Raw genomic sequence first — 16299 nt, 5'->3', positions numbered from 1 at the left:
AAAACAGGAAAAAAGAGGCATCCCACCCCACTCCCCGCGCCGGCAGGCTTAACGCCGGTGCGTGGACGGCCGCGCAGGCGTGTAGGCTAAAAAGAGCGGCTTAGTGCTCGAGGTCGGCCCGATCCACCAGGTGGACGTTGGTCATTCCGAGGTAGTGGTTCTGGAGCTCGTGGACGGCAAGTCCGCCGTGGAGCTTGCGGGGTTGCTCGCTGCGGTACATGAGCGTCATTTCCTGGAAGGTCGCGGGGTCGTAGACCCTCACGCTGAAGGGGCCTCTGATCCAGGTGATGGAGCCGTCGGGGTCGGGACCTCCGTCCTGTACGAACTGCAGGCTCTCGAGCATTGCCTTGTCGAGGACGATCGGGAACAGGTCTTCGGGTTTATACCAGCATTCCTGGTCGTCGTTGGTTACGACAAGGACTTCGCGCGTTTCGAGGTTCTTTTCGAGAACGGAACCGGAAACGAATTGACCTTCGTAGTCGGCGCGGACGAGGTCTCCGGACTTGAGCTCATTCATGGGGATCATAGATGGGGCTTTTTGCCGAAGAAGATAGAAAATTGTGCCGAAGTTTGCAAACCCGCCCGCGGGGAGCGCGCTTACGCGCCGCCGGTGGTCGTTACGCCCGCGGTGGGAACGCCTATGCGCCGGCCGACGGCCCGTAGGGGTCGACGTGGTTGATTTGCATCAGCGGCTCGGGGTTGGCGACGGGGGCGAAGCCGAACTGGGCGTAGAGCTTATGCGCGTCGCGGGTGGCCAGCATGAAGCGGCGCAATCCCTGGAGGTCGGGGTGGGCCATGATCATTTCCATCATCCATTTGGACAGGCCGCGGCCGCGATGGCCGGCCAGTACATACACGTCGGCGAGGTAGCCGAACGTGGCCTGGTCGGTGATCACGCGGGCAAAACCCACTTGCGCATCGCCGTGATACAGGCCGAAGCATATCGAGTGATCGATGGCCCGCTCGACGAGCGCGCGTGGGATATGTTTGGCCCAATAGGACTCCGCCGCCAGGAAATGATGAATGGCGTCCACATCCAGGAGGCTCTTGTCGGTGGACAGGATGTATCCGTCGCGTTTCCGTTCCATCAGACGACGGCTTTTCTGAGTTTGACCAATTGTTGGAGCAACGGCTCGAGCAAGTCGAGCCGAAGCATGTTGGCGCCGTCGCTCAGCGCGCAGGCGGGGTCGGGGTGGGTCTCGATAAAGAGGCCGTCCGCGCCTACGGCGATGGCCGCTTTGGCGATCGTCCCGATCATGGCCGGGTTGCCGCCGGTGACGCCCGACGACTGGTTCGGTTGCTGGAGGGAATGCGTGCAGTCCATGACGGTGGGCGCCTGGTGCGCCTGCATCCAGGGGATGTTGCGGAAGTCGACCACCAGTTCCGTATAGCCGAAGCTGTTGCCGCGTTCGGTGAGGATGACCTTGTCGTTGCCGGCCTTGCGGATTTTTTCCGCGGCGAACTTCATGGCTTCCCCCGACAGGAACTGTCCCTTTTTGACATTGACGACTTTCCCGGTTTGCGCGGCTGCGATCAGCAGGTCGGTTTGACGGCAAAGGAAAGCCGGTATCTGGAGCATGTCGATGTATTGGGCGGCTATGGCGGCCTCTTCGTGGGCGTGTATATCGGAGACGGTGGGAAGGTGATAGGTCTTGCCGACTTTCTGGAGGAGCTGCAACGCCGTTTCGTCGCCGAGGCCGGTGAACGACCCGGCGCTGGTCCGGTTGGCTTTGCGGTAGGACGATTTAAACACATAGGGAATACCCAGGTTCTTGCATATCGTGCTGACCTTTTCGGCCACTTCCATTACCAACGATTCGTTCTCCACCACACAAGGTCCGGCGATCAGGAAAAAATTCCGTTCATCATAGGACTGGCCCCGGAAAAGGTCTTGTAAAAAATTCGGTATCATGGGGTAAAGGTAGGGGACTTCAGGATATTTTCTTAGGTTTGCAGCCCTTATGGTGACCGAAAAAATACTGGTAGTAGGCGCATGCGGACAGATAGGCGTGGAGCTCACGCTGCAGCTGCGCAAGATGTACGGTGGCGCGAATGTTATCGCCAGCGACCTCCGCGAAGAGCATCCCATGCTCAAGGATACGGGTCCGTATATCCCGATGGATATTATGAACAAGGAGACCTTCCACGTGTTGGTCCTGCGGTACAACATCACGCAGGTGTACCTGCTGGCGGCGATCCTTTCGGCAACGGGTGAAAAGAACCCGCCGCTGGCCTGGAGCCTCAATATGCAAAGCCTGCTGAACGTGCTCGAGGTTGCCAAGGAGGAAAAGCTGCACAAGATATACTGGCCTTCCAGCATAGCCGTTTTCGGCCCCAATTCGCCCAAGCAGCTCACGTCCCAGCATACCATCATGGAGCCCACCACGGTCTATGGCGTGAGCAAGCTTGCCGGTGAACGCTGGTGTGAATATTACTTCAACCGGTATGGCGTGGACGTGCGCAGCCTCCGGTATCCGGGGCTGATCAGCTACAAGTCCGCCCCCGGTGGAGGCACCACGGACTATGCGATCGAAATCTATCAGGAAGCGCTGCAGGAAGGGAAATACGAGTGCTTCCTCAAGGAAGACACATATCTGCCGATGATGTACATGCCGGATGCGATCCGCGCGACCATCGAGCTGATGGAGGCCGACGCGTCGAGCATTTCCGTACGCTCTTCCTATAACCTCAGCGCCATGAGCTTCTCGCCCAAAGAAATCGGCGCGGCCATCCAAAAGCACCTGCCCTCGTTCTCGATGACTTACGCTCCCGACTTCCGGCAAAAGATCGCCGACAGCTGGCCGAGTAGTATTGACGATAGCGCCGCTCGTCAGGATTGGGGCTGGAAGCCGGGGTATGACCTCGACCGGATGACGGTGGATATGCTCAAGAATATGAAGGTGACGGCCAGCTGAGTCCGCAGCGGGCAGGCCACGCCGCGCTATTTTTGCAGCATGAATGTATACAACGCGATGCGGTAGAAGACCTCGTCCTCGAGCCCCACGTCCCTTCGCGCCTGCGCGTCCTTCATCCCGTGGCTCCTCAATTGCAGGTATTTCAGATAGGAAGCCGCCGCCATGTTCATCAACAGGCGGAGTTGCTTTTCCAGGTCGACCCGATTGGTGGGATCGATGTCCTTTTGCGACCGGAGCCAGGCGTCCAGGAATTGCAGGCCGCGCGCCTTTAGCGCGATATAGAGGGGGTCGTTCCGCCGGCCCCCGGACTCCTTCAACCGCACGATATCCGGGAGGAGGGGATGCTCCTTCAGCAAGCGGTATTCCTGTATGACCTGGCGTGGGTGTATCGATCGGTGGGTGCAGTAGTGATTATAAACAAAGACGAGGTACTCCTGGGTAGGGAGCCCGATCTCCGGCAACACGTCCAGGGCGTTCAGGTGCCGGTTCTTGGCTTGCGTCAACACCAGCTCGTCGGGGAGCGGCGACGATAGCAGGTAGTCGCTCGCGGCTTCTTCCAGGTGCGCCCGCACCTTCTCGAGTACCTGGTCCGACAATTTCTTGTGACGGTGGATGCTGCGCAGTATCCGTACAAATCTCCGGGAGGGCGGGAGACCGTATTGCGCGAGGATGACATCCTCGAGGTCTTCCGCCTGGGCGATCAGGGCCTTGGCTTTGGCGGTACCGTGCGACTCTTGTATCCGCCGGGCCAACTCGTAATATTTTGTGAGCACCATGATGTAAGATGCATTGTCTCCCAAGGGGCTATGTCATGAAACTAATAAATTAAAGATTGATATGCAAGCGGAAAATAAAAATAATACTCTATAAATTTGGTAGACTAATAGAATTGAACTAACCTTGTGCCATCAACGCGCGCGGCGCGGCCTACGAAAGGGCGTGCGACAAGCGAAGCCGGCCCATTGCGCAATCGAGTGCGCAATTTTTCCACGACGGCGCAGCGCAGACATGAGCACACGAGTTACGTGGCCGAGAGGCGAGGCAGAGGTCCGCAAGACCTCCTACGACGGTTCGACTCCGTCCGTAACTGCGACAGACTATCATAGCAAGCAATCGTTTACCGGCCCCCTTGTTCTCAAGGGGGCTAAGCATTTAAGGGAGGCACTCTGCGCGGCGGGGCGTACGCACTGGCGCGCAGCCAGCGGCGGGGCGAATACGATGGATAAAGGGGAATTTCTAGCGGTGTAACAACATCAGCAAGACCACAAAGACACACCCGACCACGGCGCCTACGAGGACGGCCTGTTTGAGGTCCTTTTCTTCGCGGGAAGGGTAGAAGAGGGGGTACTCGGTTTCGGAGCGGATGTCGGCCAGGATGCGGCGTTCTTCCTCCTGGAGGAGGGGTTCGGGGAAGGCGGGCGTTTTGCCGCCGGTATCGGAAAGCCATTCTTCCACCTGCTTGGCGGTTTCAGGGCTGGCGTTGCCTTCGAGGTAAAGGTCCAATGTGCGTTTCAGATGTCTTTTTTGCATAAGGTGTGGTTTTAAATCGCCGGCGGTCGCTAGTGGTTGCGACCGACCAGTACCCATGGTTTGTTCCACCAGTCCATGGGTCCTTTGGCGAACTGCACGATCCATTGTTTCCAGGTTAGCTTATCGGCGTTGCTGTTCATCATGAGCGCCCAGGCCTCTTCCTGCGCCTCGAGTTGCTCGTAGGCCCGGGTATCCTCGACCGCGGGGGTTTCACCGCCGAAATAAGGCAGTATATAGCCGTCGATCCACTGGGTACCGGTGGTGAGGTCGTTCAGGCGGCGGTGCAACTGTTGAACTACCGCTACCCGTACTTTCTGGTATAACAGTACGGGCAGGGAGAAGTCTACGGGAATCTGGTATCGTTCTTTCCAGATTTCCGAGAAGACAATGACAACCACTCTTCTGGCATCTAAACGGGAATGTAGTTTTTTGAGGGCATAGAAGTAAACCATTCGCCAATGGCGGTGATACAGTTCCTCAAAACAAGCTGTGTCATCAGAGCGCAATCTGTCCAATAGTTCAATATCCGCGTACAATTTTTCCTGCATAGGTGAAAGTTGATTAGCAAATAGGGGGGTACAACCCACTAGTAAAATAGTAAGAAAAACGCAGAAAAACGCTGCATCGGACGTCTAAAAAAGCGCAATTTTGGCAGCCGTGGTACCGTATGTGGATATCTTTCGATAACCTGAAATAAAAAAACCTGGTAGCCAATGACATACCAGGTTCCTAAACGAGTTTAATTGTTTACAACGTAACACGGTTGATAACAAGCCGCTAACGAGCCGTCGCGGGCCGTTAGTGCGTAGCCGGTGCGGGCCACCACTTCAGACAGACCGGGTTACCCATCTTTAGCTCGTCGCCGGTGGGCGTTAGCATCCCCGTTTGTACGTCGCGTTTGAAGATGACCACGTTGTTGCTTTGCTGGTTGGCCACCAACAGGAAATGCCCCGTGGGGTCGATGGTGAAGTTGCGCGGCGTGACGCCTCCGCAAGAGACGGCGCCTATGCGTTTTAGCTTGCCACTGCCGGGATGGACTTCGAAGACGACGATGTCGTTGGTCACGCCCCTGTCGGAAGCATAAAGGAATTTGCCGTCCGGTGAAAGGTGGATGTCGGCGCTGCCTTTATCGGCGCTCGTATCCTTGATGACGGTGGGCACGCGTTCGATCGGGGCGTACTTTCCCTTCGAGGCGCTGAACACGTTTACTTCGCCGGAGAGCTCGGTAATGACATACAGGTAGTGGTGGTCCGGGCTGAAGTCCATATGCCGGGGACCGCTGCCGGGTCGGAAGGGGATGGTGGAAGCCAGCGACAGCGGGTCGTCGTGGGCCGCGTTGAACTTATAGACAAATACTTTGTCGAGACCGAGGTCCGCGCTGAGGACATATTGCTGGTCGGGGCTGAATACGGTAGAATGCACGTGCGGCTTTTCCTGGCGCTTGGGGTTCGTCCCCTTGCCTTCGTGCTGGATGTTCTGGGCCGCGCCGCCGAGACTGCCGTCGGCAGCTACCATGAACGCGCAAAGGTTGCCCCCGCCATAGTTGGCGACGGTGACCCATTTACCCATGGCGTCCTCGGCTACGTAACACGGGAAATCGCCCTCGGTGGACTGTTTGTTCAGGATGGTCAGCGCACCGCTGACCGAATCAAACGACAACGCGCTTACGAACCCACCTTTTCCGGCGGGGTTTTCGTTGACGGCATAGACGTAACGGCCGTCGGGCGACAGGGTCAGGTAAGAAGGGTTGTCGATCTCGGTGACGCCGACCGGCGTCGTCTTCCCGGTGGCTGCATCGAAGCGATACAGATAAATGCCCTTACCGGTCCCGGTCGTATAGGTACCGACGAAAAGATAGAATTGCTGGGCTTGTACCGTGAATGAAACGGTCAGAAGGACAACGATGGCGAGAAAATGCTTCATGTGGCTAGGTGAGAGTTTGTCCACAATCTATGAACTTTTCTTCTTTGTACGCCTGCGCCGGAGGCTGTTCCGTTTTTTTGTAGATTTGACCACAACATTGACCGCTATGGCCTTTGGCTATTCCATCAACCCATTTTCCAAACGCAACGACGATACCGGTTTCGGGACCAGCGCCAACAATTACGGGGGCCGTTTCATCAACAAGGACGGGACGTTCAACCTGGTAAAGACCGGCCAGCCCTTCTGGAAAAGGACGAGCGTGTATTACGTCCTGCTGAATATGCCCGCCTGGAAATTCGCCTGTCTTATCCTTGCCGGCTATTTTGTGGTCAACCTGTGTTTTACCTCCCTGTACCTGATCGTCGGCGTCGACGGGCTGACAGGGCTGAGGACCACTCAGGGTTTCGGTCGGTTCCTGGAGACGTTTTTTTTCAGCACGGAGACCCTCACGACCGTGGGCTACGGCCGGGTAAATCCCGTGGGGCTTGGGGTCAACGTTGTCGCCGCGCTGGAGTCGCTGGCCGGCTTGTTGGGTCTGGCTGTCGCCACGGGCCTGATATATGGCCGTTTCGCGCGCCCCAAGTCATTCCTGGCGTTCAGCCACGAGGCGATCATCGCGCCCTACAAGGATGGCACCGCGCTGATGTTCCGGCTCGCCGCCTACAAGGAGAACCACCACCTGACCAACGCCGAGGTAACGGTGAACCTGGGGATCACCGTTTTGGGGGGGAAGGCGCCCGAGTTCCAGTTTTTTTCCCTGCCCCTGGAACGGGCCCGGGTCGATACGCTGTCCATGAACTGGACGGTGGTGCACCCGATCAACGACGAAAGCCCCCTGAACGGCTTTACGGCCGAAGACCTCAAGGCGGTGGACGCCGAAGTCTATGTGCTTGTCCGCGGTTTTGACGACGTATATTCCAATATCGTACAGCAACGGACGTCTTATACCTACCAGGAAATCCGCTTCAACGTGCGTTTTGCACCCATGTACAAAGAATCGGAAGACGGCAAAACGACCATTATGCAGGTCGATAAGCTCGGCGATTATGTAGTTGTACAAGAAATTCCACAATCGGTCTCGCCCGTATCATGAAAGTCCTACACTACTTTTTTACCATCGTCCCCATAACGTATATGGCGTTGTTCCAGGTGGTCAACCCCATCGGCTCGGGTATCCTGTTCCTGAACCTGACGCCCACCGCCTCGAACGCGCTTCGCCGCAAGCTGGCCCGGAAGGTCGCCTTCAACAGCTCCATCCTGTTGCTGATCGTCCTGCTGGTCGGTGTCTATGTACTGAACCTCTTCGGGATCACCGTTCCCATCGTCCAGATATGCGGCGGCATGTTGATCGTGGCCATGGGCTGGCGTTCCATCAACTCCAAGGACGACGCGACGTCCCATGAAGGCGATAAAAAAGTCTACCTGACCGGGGAATTGACGCCGGAGACGGATTATGTCAACCAGGCGTTCTACCCCATGACCTTTCCGTTTACCATCGGCCCGGGTTCCATCGCCATCACCCTGACCATCTCCGCCGAATACATTACCCATGCCAACGGCAATGACATCCTTGAGTACTCCGGCGCGATCATTTCGATTTTGCTGATCGCGCTGACGATCTATATCTGTTTTGGCTCCGCCGACCTGCTCATGAGCAAATTGTCGCTCCAGATCCGTCGTGTGGTGATGAAGCTGCTGTCGTTTATCCTGCTGTGCATAGGCGGCCAGATCGTCTTTAACGGTATCGAGGCGTGGTTGCACACGCTGCCGAAATAAAGGCCTGCGCGAACCAACAGGCGCGGCGTTCAGCGTGCCAGCCACCAGGCCAGGAGGCAAAGCGCCAAAGTAACCAGGATCAATACGGGCGTTTGATAACGGGAGACGAGCGATTCATGGCGCTTGCCGTCGTAAAACGCTGAAATTTCTTTAACCACGGAAGGATCGGCGGCGGCCAGCGTCTCCAGCGACACGCGGAACGGCTCCACGAGACGCAACGGCAAAGGCGCGCAGGCGCGCGCCAGAAAATGCGCCGTTTGCGCAAAGACGCGCGGCTCGGCGAACGACCCGCTCAAAGACGCGGCGTCCGCCAGCAAGCGTGAAACCGATGAAGCCACGCCCTCGCGATCCATGCGGTAAATATTCAGGGTGCGCACGTGCTCGTCAAGACGGACGGCCTGGCGCAACACCGAGTCCGGGGTAAGAGGAACCGAAGCCCCGAAGCCGAAGCCGGCGCCGGTTGCCCGGTAGAGCCCGCGATCGAGCAGATAGTCCTCCCGCCGGAGCGGGTCGGAAAGGACGGCGTAGGCCTCCTGGACGTCGCGGAAGTGCGCCGCTGCGTAAGCGTCGCCCGGGTTGCGGTCGGGGTGATAGTACATCGCCTGGCGGCGATATGCCTTTTTGATGGCGTCCGGGCCGGAGCCCGCCGGGATACCGAGGATGGCGTAATAGTCCTTTGGCGTCATGGCGGGCTCCTCCGGGTTATACGGCGGCTTCTGCGTAGGCCTCGGTGGGCTCGCAGGTGCAGATCAGGTTGCGGTCGCCGAAAGTATTGTTGATACGGCCAACGCTCGGCCAGAATTTGTTCAGGCGGACATACTCCAGCGGGAAGGCCGCCTGTTCACGGCTGTACGGCTTGTCCCAGCCGTCGCTGATGACGACGGTCTGGGTGTGGGGCGCGTTTTTGAGCGGATTCTGCAGCTTGTCGGCGCTACCGTTCTCCACGGCCGCGATTTCCCGGCGGATCGACAACATGGCGTCGCAGAACCGGTCGAGCTCGGCCTTGTCTTCGCTTTCGGTGGGCTCGATCATGATCGTGCCCGCCACGGGGAAGCTCATGGTGGGGGCGTGGAAGCCATAGTCCATGAGGCGCTTGGCCACGTCCTCGGCCTCGATCCCGCCCGACGCCTTGAAGGGGCGCAGGTCGACGATGAACTCGTGGGCGCAGGTGCCGTTGGAACCGGTATAGAGGATGTCATAGTCCTTTTCCAGGCGGACCTTCATGTAGTTGGCGCCCAGTATGGCGTACCGGGTGGCGCTGGTGAGGCCTTCGGCGCCCAGCATGCGGATGTAGGCGTAGCTGATCAGCAGGATGCTGGCGGAGCTGTAGGGGGCCGCGCTGACGGCGTGGTCACCCTTTAGGAAGACGTGACCCGGCAGGTAGGGGGCCAGGTGCCTGGCCACGCAGATGGGACCCATCCCGGGACCGCCGCCCCCGTGAGGGATGGCGAAGGTCTTATGGAGGTTCAGGTGGCAGACGTCCGCGCCGATCAGACCCGGATTGGTCAGACCGACCTGGGCGTTCATATTGGCGCCATCCATGTATACCTGGCCGCCGTGCTGGTGGACGGTGGCGCAGATTTCCTTGACGGTTTCTTCAAAAATCCCGTAGGTGCTGGGGTAGGTGATCATGATGCCGCCCAGCCGGTCGCTGTACTGCTCCGCCTTGGCCTTGAGGTCGGCCACGTCGATGTAGCCGTTTTCCAGCGCCTTGACGACCACCACCTTGAACCCGGCCATGACGGCGGAGGCTGGATTGGTGCCGTGGGCGGAAATGGGGATCAGCAGCACGTCGCGGTGTGCGCCGTTGTTGGCATCCAGGTACGCCCGGATGGTCAGCAGGCCGGCGTATTCACCCTGGGCGCCGCTGTTCGGCTGCAGGCTGCAGGCGTCAAAACCCGTGATCTCGCAAAGGTAGTCGCTCAGCTCCCGGACGATCTGTCCGTAACCCGCCACCTGGTCGAGCGGCGCAAAGGGATGCATTTTACTCCAGTGGGCCCAGCTCAGCGGGATCATCTCGGTGGCCGCGTTGAGCTTCATCGTGCAGGAGCCCAGGGAAATCATCGACGTATTCAGCGACAGATCCTTGTTCTCGAGCTGCTTGATATAGCGCATCATCTGGCTTTCGCTCCGGTGCGTATTGAATACCGCGTGCGTAAGATAAGCCGAATGACGGGTGGCGAAGGCCGGGAAAGAAGGCGTGGCGAAGCCCTTGGGCGTAGCGGCGCCAAAAACCGCGAGTATATCGTTCACGTCTTCCGGCGTGGTGGTTTCATCCAGTGAAATACCGATGCCACCGTCGGGGCCGTAATAGAAGTTGATGCCTGCTTTCTCCGCGGCCGCGCGAACTGTTGACGGACCGTCGACATACACCGTATCGAAGAAGTCTGCGTGCTGCGGCTTGACGCCGGCAGCCGTAAGGCCTTGCGCCAGCGTCCGGGTCAGTATGGCTACGCGGGTGGCGATATCCTTGAGTCCGCGCGGCCCGTGGTACACGGCGTACATCGCGGCCATGTTGGCCAGAAGCGCCTGGGCGGTGCAGATATTGGACGTCGCCTTTTCGCGCTTGATGTGCTGTTCCCGGGTCTGGAGGGCCATTCGGAGGGCCCGGTTGCCCTGGGCGTCGATCGATACCCCGATGATACGGCCGGGAATGGCCCGTTTGAAGTCTTCCTTTGTAGAGAAAAACGCCGCGTGCGGTCCGCCGTATCCCAGGGGCACCCCAAAACGCTGGGAGTTACCCAGAGCGATGTCGGCGTCCAATTCCCCGGGGGAAACCAACAGGGTCAGCGCCAGCAGGTCGGTGGCCATGGCGACCAGGCCGCCCGCCGCGTGGACCTTGCCGATAAAGTCACGGTAGTCTTCGACGGCGCCCTCGGCATTGGGATATTGCAGGAGCGCGCCAAAGAAAGTGCCGTCGATGACCGCATCCGTATAACGACCCGTGACCACTTCGATGTTCAGCGGTTTGGCCCGCGTAAGGACTACGTCCCGGGTTTGGGCGAAGACTTTCTCGTCCACGAAAAACCGCGGCGCGCCGATGGTCTCGGTCCGGTTGACCTGATGGAACATCAGGCTCATGGCTTCGGCTGCGGCCGTGGCCTCGTCCAGGAGGCTGGCATTGGCGATCGGCAAACCGGTCAGGTCGCTCACCATGGTCTGGAAATTCAACAGGCTTTCCAGACGGCCCTGGGAGATTTCGGCCTGGTAGGGGGTATACTGGGTGTACCACCCCGGGTTCTCCAGGATGTTGCGCTGGATGACGCTGGGTGTCAGGGTATCATAATAGCCCTGTCCGATGTAGTTGCGGTATACCTTGTTTTGTAAAGATTTGGTTTTCAACTCGCTCAGCAACTGGGCTTCGCTCAGGGAGGGGGGCAGCGCAAGGGGTTTGGCCATCCGTATGGCCTGGGGTACCGTACGTGCGATTAAATCATCGATATGGGAGACGCCGATCGTGTCCAGCATCTGCCGGGTTTCCTGTTCGTCCGGGCCGATGTGACGGCTTTGAAACTCACGGGACTGTTGCTCGAATACATTAGCCATAGTAAAATGGGGTTGACCTTTTTGGAAGCTGCAAAGGTACGACGGCGTCAGATAATAACCGCAATCCCCTAAACGGTTATCCACCGGCGGTCCACATCATGTGCCGGAGCCGTAAGTCCCGGCGGACTCTTCCTCCCTGCGCAGCTGCCCGGAGGTCTGGCGGCTGCCGTCGTGGCTCCACCCGGGAGGGCCGAAGACATACCCCAGCTTGTCTTTCCAGGACACGCCCCTGGCGACCAGGTCCTTCCCGATGGCTTTCCATTCATGGAAAATGATGTTCACCGGGCCGGGATTTTCCAGCTCCTTGGTCAGCCCGTACCTAAGCGGTTGGTAGCGGTCGTCTTCCGGCTGGAAGGTGCCGAACAGACGGTCCCAGAGGATCAGGAACATCCCGAGGTTCTTGTCCAGGTATCTGGGATTGCTGGCGTGGTGCACCCGGTGGTGCGACGGAGTGACAAAAACGTATTCCAGCCAGCCGAGCCGCCCGACCTTTTCGGTGTGCACCAGGATGCCCCATATCTGGGTTGCGGAATACATGAAGGCGATGTTCAGCGGGCTGAAGCCCAGCCAGGCCAGGGGAATAAAGAAGATGAACCGGTACAGGGGCTCGAAAACGCTGCTCCGGAAGCCCACCGTGAAGTTGAATTGATGACTCGAATGGTGGGTGACGTGAACCGCCCAGAAGAACCGGCAGAAGTGGTCGATGCGGTGCAGCCAGTAGTACATGAAGTCTTCGGCGATCAGGAGCCCTATCCAATAAAGCACGCTTTCCGTGAGGGAGATGAGGTGGTGGTTGTAGAACCACTGCAGTATCCAAAGGTATACGCCCCGGAAGGCCAGGTCGATCACGGCGTTCATGATCATCAGGTAGGCGTTGGTGAAGGTGTCTTTCAGGGTGTAGGACCGCCGCTCTTGAAAATGGCTCAGCAGTACTTCCAGCCCAATGACGACCAGGTAGATGGGAGTGGAAATCAGCAACAGCCATTGTTCTCTTAGGGACCCCATGGGTTATACATTTGCGGTTTAAGGCCAAAAATAGTGCAATTTTGCATCCTAATGGCGGAAGACATCCTGCAGAATTGGCATAAAAAGGCTACGGAGCACCGTAAGCAATACCAGTCGTGGCTAAAGAGGGCCGATAAGAACAAGACCCTGAAACGCCTGCCCGAACTGCATGCGGAGGCCTTTAGCCATATCGACTGCCTGACCTGCGCCAATTGTTGCAAGAACTACTCCCCCCGTTTCAAAACGCCGGACATCAAACGCATCGCCCGTCTCCTGAAAATGAAAGAAGGGGCGTTTATCGAGACTTATCTCCGGCTCGACAGCGACGGCGACTACGTGGTCAAATCGACGCCCTGTCCCTTTCTCGGCGCCGACAACGCCTGTAGCATCTACGAGGACCGGCCATCGGATTGCGCGCGGTATCCCTATACCGATGAGGACGTGCTCCTGAAACGGCCGCAACTGACGCTCACCAATAGCGGGATATGCCCCGCCGTCTACTACGTGCTGGAGAAGCTGTCGGCCGCTACATAGTCTGCACGGTCTGCCGCGAAATCGGCCTTTCCGGACAGTCTTTTGCCAGCAGGTCCTTTACATCGGTCCCATAGTGCTGCTCGTATCCCAGGTCCTGGGCCTTGCTCAGGTCGCGGCAGGCATCCGGCTTTTGTCGCTGGGCCATCAGGACGAGGGCCCGGTTCCGGTAGGCATAGGAGTTTTCCGGCATCTTTACCAGGGAATTGTTGATGTCTTCCAGCGCGCCATCCAGATCGCCCAGCTTGAACTTATCAAAGCCCCGGTTGTTGAGGGCGTAAGGGTTGTCGGGAAACCGCCGGACCAGTTCCTCGTTCATGTCCAGGGCCTGGCGGTAACGGCCGGACTCCCCATAAATAAACGCCAGGTTGCCATAGCCGCCGGGGTACTTCGGGTCCAGCCGGATCGCCCGTTGGAGCAGCCGGATGGACTCCTCGTTGTAGCCCTGCCGCTCGTAGACGAACATGGCGAGATCGGGGAGGGCGGCGAGGTTGTTGGAGTCCAGGGCCAGGGCGGCGCGCAGGTCGCCTTCCGGGTCCTGTATTTTACCCAGCGCGATTTTGACCTGGGCCAGGTCGACCAGCACGGCCGCCCGCATCGAGTCGACCGTACAGCGCTGGAGGGCCGCCTTGAAGTCCGGCAGCGCTTCCTTGGCGTAGCTCAGCTCCATGAGCATCTGCGCGCGGGAAAAATAGTAGACGTAATTGTCCGGGTCCAGCCGGATGGCGGTGGAATAGTCGTCATAGGCCTTGGAAAAATCCTTGAGCTTGATGTACTGGAAGCCCCTGGCGTCATAGATACCGGCGACGGTGGAATCCATCTGGAGGGCCTTGTTCAGCAGGTTTATGGCTTTGCCATAATTGCCCCGGTCGGCCTGGGCGTTGGCGCTGTCTTTCAGCGCGGCGATGGTTTGCGCTTCGGTAGCGCACAGCTGTCCCATAAGGATCAGCAGTAAGATCGGTTTCATGGATAAGGATTTCCCCCCCAAGATAATGAATATTGTTAATATTCCATCTTCCGGAGCGCGGGCGCCTTGAACCAGGTCGTTATGACCACTACCAAAGTCATACACCCTCCGAAAACGACCGAGGGTACGATCCCCATCAGCTTGGCGGTTACGCCGCTCTCGAACTGGCCGAGCTCATTGGAGGAGTTTATGAACATGGAACTGACCGAAAGGACGCGTCCTTTCATGTCCTCCGGGGTCTTGAGCTGGATAATGGTGCCCCGGACCAGGACGCTGATGCCGTCCAGCATACCGCTGATAAGGAGGGCGCCAAAAGACAGGAAGTACCACCGGGAAAGCCCGAAGGCGATGATGCAGAGCCCGAACCCGAATACGGCGTAGAGGAGGATCGTGCCCTGGCGGCGTTTGAGCGGGAAAAAGGTCATCGTGCCGATGATGATCCCGGAGCCTATGTCGGAGGAGGCGTTCAGCCAGCCATAGCCCTGCGCCGAGACGTGGAGGATGTCGGTAGCGTAAATCGGTATCATTGCCACCGCCCCGCCGAACAGGACGGCGAACATATCCAGGCTCATCGCCGCCAGCACCTCTTTTGTCCGGTACACAAAGCGCAGCCCTTCCTTGACGCTTCCCCAGGTCCGCTGGTTGGTCCCGGCCTGCTGGCTGGACGGCTTGGGTTTTAACCGGCCGACAAAGAAGATACCCGCTACGAGCAGAGTGGCGATCGTGGTAAAGACGACGGTATAGTTGAAGTAGCCGATCAGCAACCCAGCGGTGGCGTGCCCCAGGACCGAGGCGGTCAGAAAGGTGCTTTGGCTCCAGTTGACGGCGTTCCCGAGCAATTCCCGCGGCACGATCTGGCTGATCATGGCCGACATGGCCGGGTTGGCGAAGGCCCTGAGGATACCCGTGCCGAAGATGACCGCGTACACCGTATAGGCGATCCACCGGTTTTGCAGGTGGTGGAGTACGTAGGGCGTGGTGATGGCCAGCAGACAAAGGGCTGCCAGCACGTAGAACGACAGTGTTTTCAGGGTCAGTCCGCGCTTATCGCTCTTGTCGATTACGTGCCCGGCGTATAGCGCCAGCGACAGGGCCGGAACCACCTCGCTCAATCCCACCAGACCGGTGGCCAGGGTATTGCGGGTCACCTGCCAGATAAGCCAGCCGACCGTGGTAGCGGTCATCCTGAGCGCCATGACCAGGCAAAGGCGGCCAAAAACATAAGACCTGAATTCAGGGATGGCGATGGTTACGAGAGCAGGATTCTTTTTTGAGGCGGGACCGGTGTCCGACATGTTGGGCGGTAGTTGTTGCCACCCAAAATTAACGGGAAATGCCTAATCCGGCAACGAAAGGTAGTGCTGCCCATCCGGGTATTCCTTCTCCAGCGCGTCCAGCACGGCTTTCAGGTGCCGCTCATTTCCGAGAAAGTCGGCCTTGCTCACGTCGATGATCAGGGTCTTGAGGTTGTGCTGTTTGATGTACTGGGTATAGGTCTCCTGTAACTTGTACAGGTATTCGCTGGGGATGCGTTGCTCGTAGGACCGGTTGCGCTTTTTGATGTTTTCCTGGAGCCGGTTCACCGGGGAGTGGAGGTACACCAGCAGCTCCGGTGTCGCCAGCTGCGGCTGGATGATGTCGAACAGTTTTTGATACAACCGGAATTCCTCGTCCGGGAGGTTTACCTTGGCGAAGAGCAGGCACTTGGTAAAGAGGTAATCCGATATGGTCAGGTTGCTGAACAGGTCCCGGCCATAGAGGAGCTCCTTCATCTGCTTGTAGCGCTCCGCCATGAAGAACAGCTCCAACGGGAAGGCATACTGCCCCGGGTTCTCGTAAAACTTCGGCAGGAACGGGTTGTCCGCGAATTCCTCCAGGATGAGCCTTGCGTTGTATTGTCGGGCAAGGAGGTGGGCGAGGGTCGTTTTGCCTGCGCCGATGTTTCCTTCAATCGTTATGAACCGGTAGTGCATTCCGGGCCAATTTATGCATAGACGGTCATATTCGGAGCCTTATTTGTTCACACCTGCTTGTGCGCAAACGGCTCAGACCGCGCCTAAGCGCGCCCCTGCGGAGCCCGGCCTGGGGTGCCTCTTTTACCCTGTT

Annotated in this window: 17 protein-coding genes; 4 read left to right on the top strand and 13 right to left on the bottom strand. The window is 58.3% G+C overall.

What is annotated here, in order from left to right:
- Positions 1-100: 100 nt before the first annotated feature.
- From VL547_RS17800 to kdsA, 3 genes are all read right to left on the bottom strand, one after another.
- The gene (locus VL547_RS17800; protein WP_325580374.1) at positions 101-526 is read right to left on the bottom strand and encodes a hypothetical protein; all 426 of its coding nucleotides are present in this window, start codon (positions 524-526) and stop codon (positions 101-103) included.
- A 112-nt stretch (positions 527-638) separates the two neighbouring features.
- The gene (locus VL547_RS17795) at positions 639-1088 is read right to left on the bottom strand and encodes a GNAT family N-acetyltransferase (protein ID WP_325580372.1); all 450 of its coding nucleotides are present in this window, start codon (positions 1086-1088) and stop codon (positions 639-641) included.
- A complete protein-coding gene (kdsA, locus tag VL547_RS17790) occupies positions 1088-1912 on the bottom strand; it encodes a 3-deoxy-8-phosphooctulonate synthase (RefSeq protein WP_325580371.1) in 825 nt (274 codons plus the stop codon). The genes VL547_RS17795 and kdsA overlap by 1 nt, the downstream gene beginning before the upstream one ends.
- Before the next feature lie 49 nt (positions 1913-1961).
- Between kdsA and VL547_RS17785 the strand changes: the two genes are divergently transcribed.
- Complete coding sequence (locus VL547_RS17785) at positions 1962-2915, top strand: NAD-dependent epimerase/dehydratase family protein (protein ID WP_325580369.1); 954 nt, start codon at positions 1962-1964, stop codon at positions 2913-2915.
- A gap of 26 nt (positions 2916-2941) precedes the next feature.
- Here VL547_RS17785 and VL547_RS17780 read toward each other — a convergent pair whose 3' ends face one another.
- The 4 genes from VL547_RS17780 to VL547_RS17765 all read right to left on the bottom strand — a co-directional run bounded on the left by VL547_RS17780 (position 2942) and on the right by VL547_RS17765 (position 6368).
- Positions 2942-3691, bottom strand: a complete 750-nt coding sequence (locus tag VL547_RS17780) for a hypothetical protein (RefSeq protein WP_325580367.1) — start codon at positions 3689-3691, stop codon at positions 2942-2944.
- A 460-nt stretch (positions 3692-4151) separates the two neighbouring features.
- Complete coding sequence (locus VL547_RS17775; RefSeq protein WP_325580365.1) at positions 4152-4445, bottom strand: hypothetical protein; 294 nt, start codon at positions 4443-4445, stop codon at positions 4152-4154.
- Between the two features lie 29 nt (positions 4446-4474).
- Positions 4475-4843 carry a hypothetical protein gene (locus VL547_RS17770; protein ID WP_325580363.1) on the bottom strand — a complete coding sequence of 123 codons (369 nt, stop codon included), beginning with the start codon at positions 4841-4843 and terminating at the stop codon, positions 4475-4477.
- Between the two features lie 400 nt (positions 4844-5243).
- Positions 5244-6368, bottom strand: a complete 1125-nt coding sequence (locus tag VL547_RS17765; protein ID WP_325580361.1) for a lactonase family protein — start codon at positions 6366-6368, stop codon at positions 5244-5246.
- A gap of 106 nt (positions 6369-6474) precedes the next feature.
- Here VL547_RS17765 and VL547_RS17760 point away from each other — a divergent pair, with 106 nt between their 5' ends.
- Both VL547_RS17760 and VL547_RS17755 read left to right on the top strand, forming a co-directional pair.
- Positions 6475-7461 carry an ion channel gene (locus VL547_RS17760; protein WP_325580359.1) on the top strand — a complete coding sequence of 329 codons (987 nt, stop codon included), beginning with the start codon at positions 6475-6477 and terminating at the stop codon, positions 7459-7461.
- Positions 7458-8144 carry an NAAT family transporter gene (locus tag VL547_RS17755; RefSeq protein ID WP_325580357.1) on the top strand — a complete coding sequence of 229 codons (687 nt, stop codon included), beginning with the start codon at positions 7458-7460 and terminating at the stop codon, positions 8142-8144. Before VL547_RS17760 ends, VL547_RS17755 begins: the two co-directional genes overlap by 4 nt.
- A gap of 29 nt (positions 8145-8173) precedes the next feature.
- Here VL547_RS17755 and VL547_RS17750 read toward each other — a convergent pair whose 3' ends face one another.
- From VL547_RS17750 to VL547_RS17740, 3 genes are all read right to left on the bottom strand, one after another.
- The gene (locus tag VL547_RS17750; RefSeq protein WP_325580354.1) at positions 8174-8830 is read right to left on the bottom strand and encodes a DnaJ domain-containing protein; all 657 of its coding nucleotides are present in this window, start codon (positions 8828-8830) and stop codon (positions 8174-8176) included.
- A gap of 16 nt (positions 8831-8846) precedes the next feature.
- Positions 8847-11690, bottom strand: a complete 2844-nt coding sequence (gene gcvP / locus VL547_RS17745) for an aminomethyl-transferring glycine dehydrogenase (protein ID WP_325580352.1) — start codon at positions 11688-11690, stop codon at positions 8847-8849.
- Positions 11691-11786: 96 nt separating this feature from the next.
- On the bottom strand, positions 11787-12695 hold the full coding sequence (locus VL547_RS17740; protein WP_325580350.1) for a sterol desaturase family protein: 909 nt from the start codon (positions 12693-12695) through the stop codon (positions 11787-11789).
- 51 nt (positions 12696-12746) lie between these two features.
- On the opposite strand from VL547_RS17740, the gene VL547_RS17735 reads away from it, so the two are divergent.
- The gene (locus VL547_RS17735; RefSeq protein WP_325580348.1) at positions 12747-13229 is read left to right on the top strand and encodes a YkgJ family cysteine cluster protein; all 483 of its coding nucleotides are present in this window, start codon (positions 12747-12749) and stop codon (positions 13227-13229) included.
- Here the strand turns inward: VL547_RS17735 and VL547_RS17730 are convergent.
- Genes VL547_RS17730 through VL547_RS17720 form a run of 3 tightly spaced genes read right to left on the bottom strand, consistent with a single transcriptional unit; the run spans position 13222 to position 16166 of the window.
- Positions 13222-14193, bottom strand: coding sequence for a tetratricopeptide repeat protein (locus VL547_RS17730; RefSeq protein WP_325580346.1), 972 nt, complete (start codon positions 14191-14193; stop codon positions 13222-13224). The genes VL547_RS17735 and VL547_RS17730 overlap by 8 nt on opposite strands.
- A 35-nt stretch (positions 14194-14228) precedes the next feature.
- Positions 14229-15488, bottom strand: a complete 1260-nt coding sequence (locus VL547_RS17725; RefSeq protein ID WP_325580344.1) for an MFS transporter — start codon at positions 15486-15488, stop codon at positions 14229-14231.
- A gap of 42 nt (positions 15489-15530) precedes the next feature.
- Positions 15531-16166 carry a deoxynucleoside kinase gene (locus VL547_RS17720; protein ID WP_325580342.1) on the bottom strand — a complete coding sequence of 212 codons (636 nt, stop codon included), beginning with the start codon at positions 16164-16166 and terminating at the stop codon, positions 15531-15533.
- Positions 16167-16299: the final 133 nt, after the last annotated feature.

This window comes from Dinghuibacter sp., from assembly GCF_035492835.1.
GTDB lineage: Bacteria > Bacteroidota > Bacteroidia > Chitinophagales > Chitinophagaceae > Dinghuibacter.
Note: the sequence above shows the minus strand (reverse complement) of the source record. Positions and strands in the feature narration are given on the sequence as shown.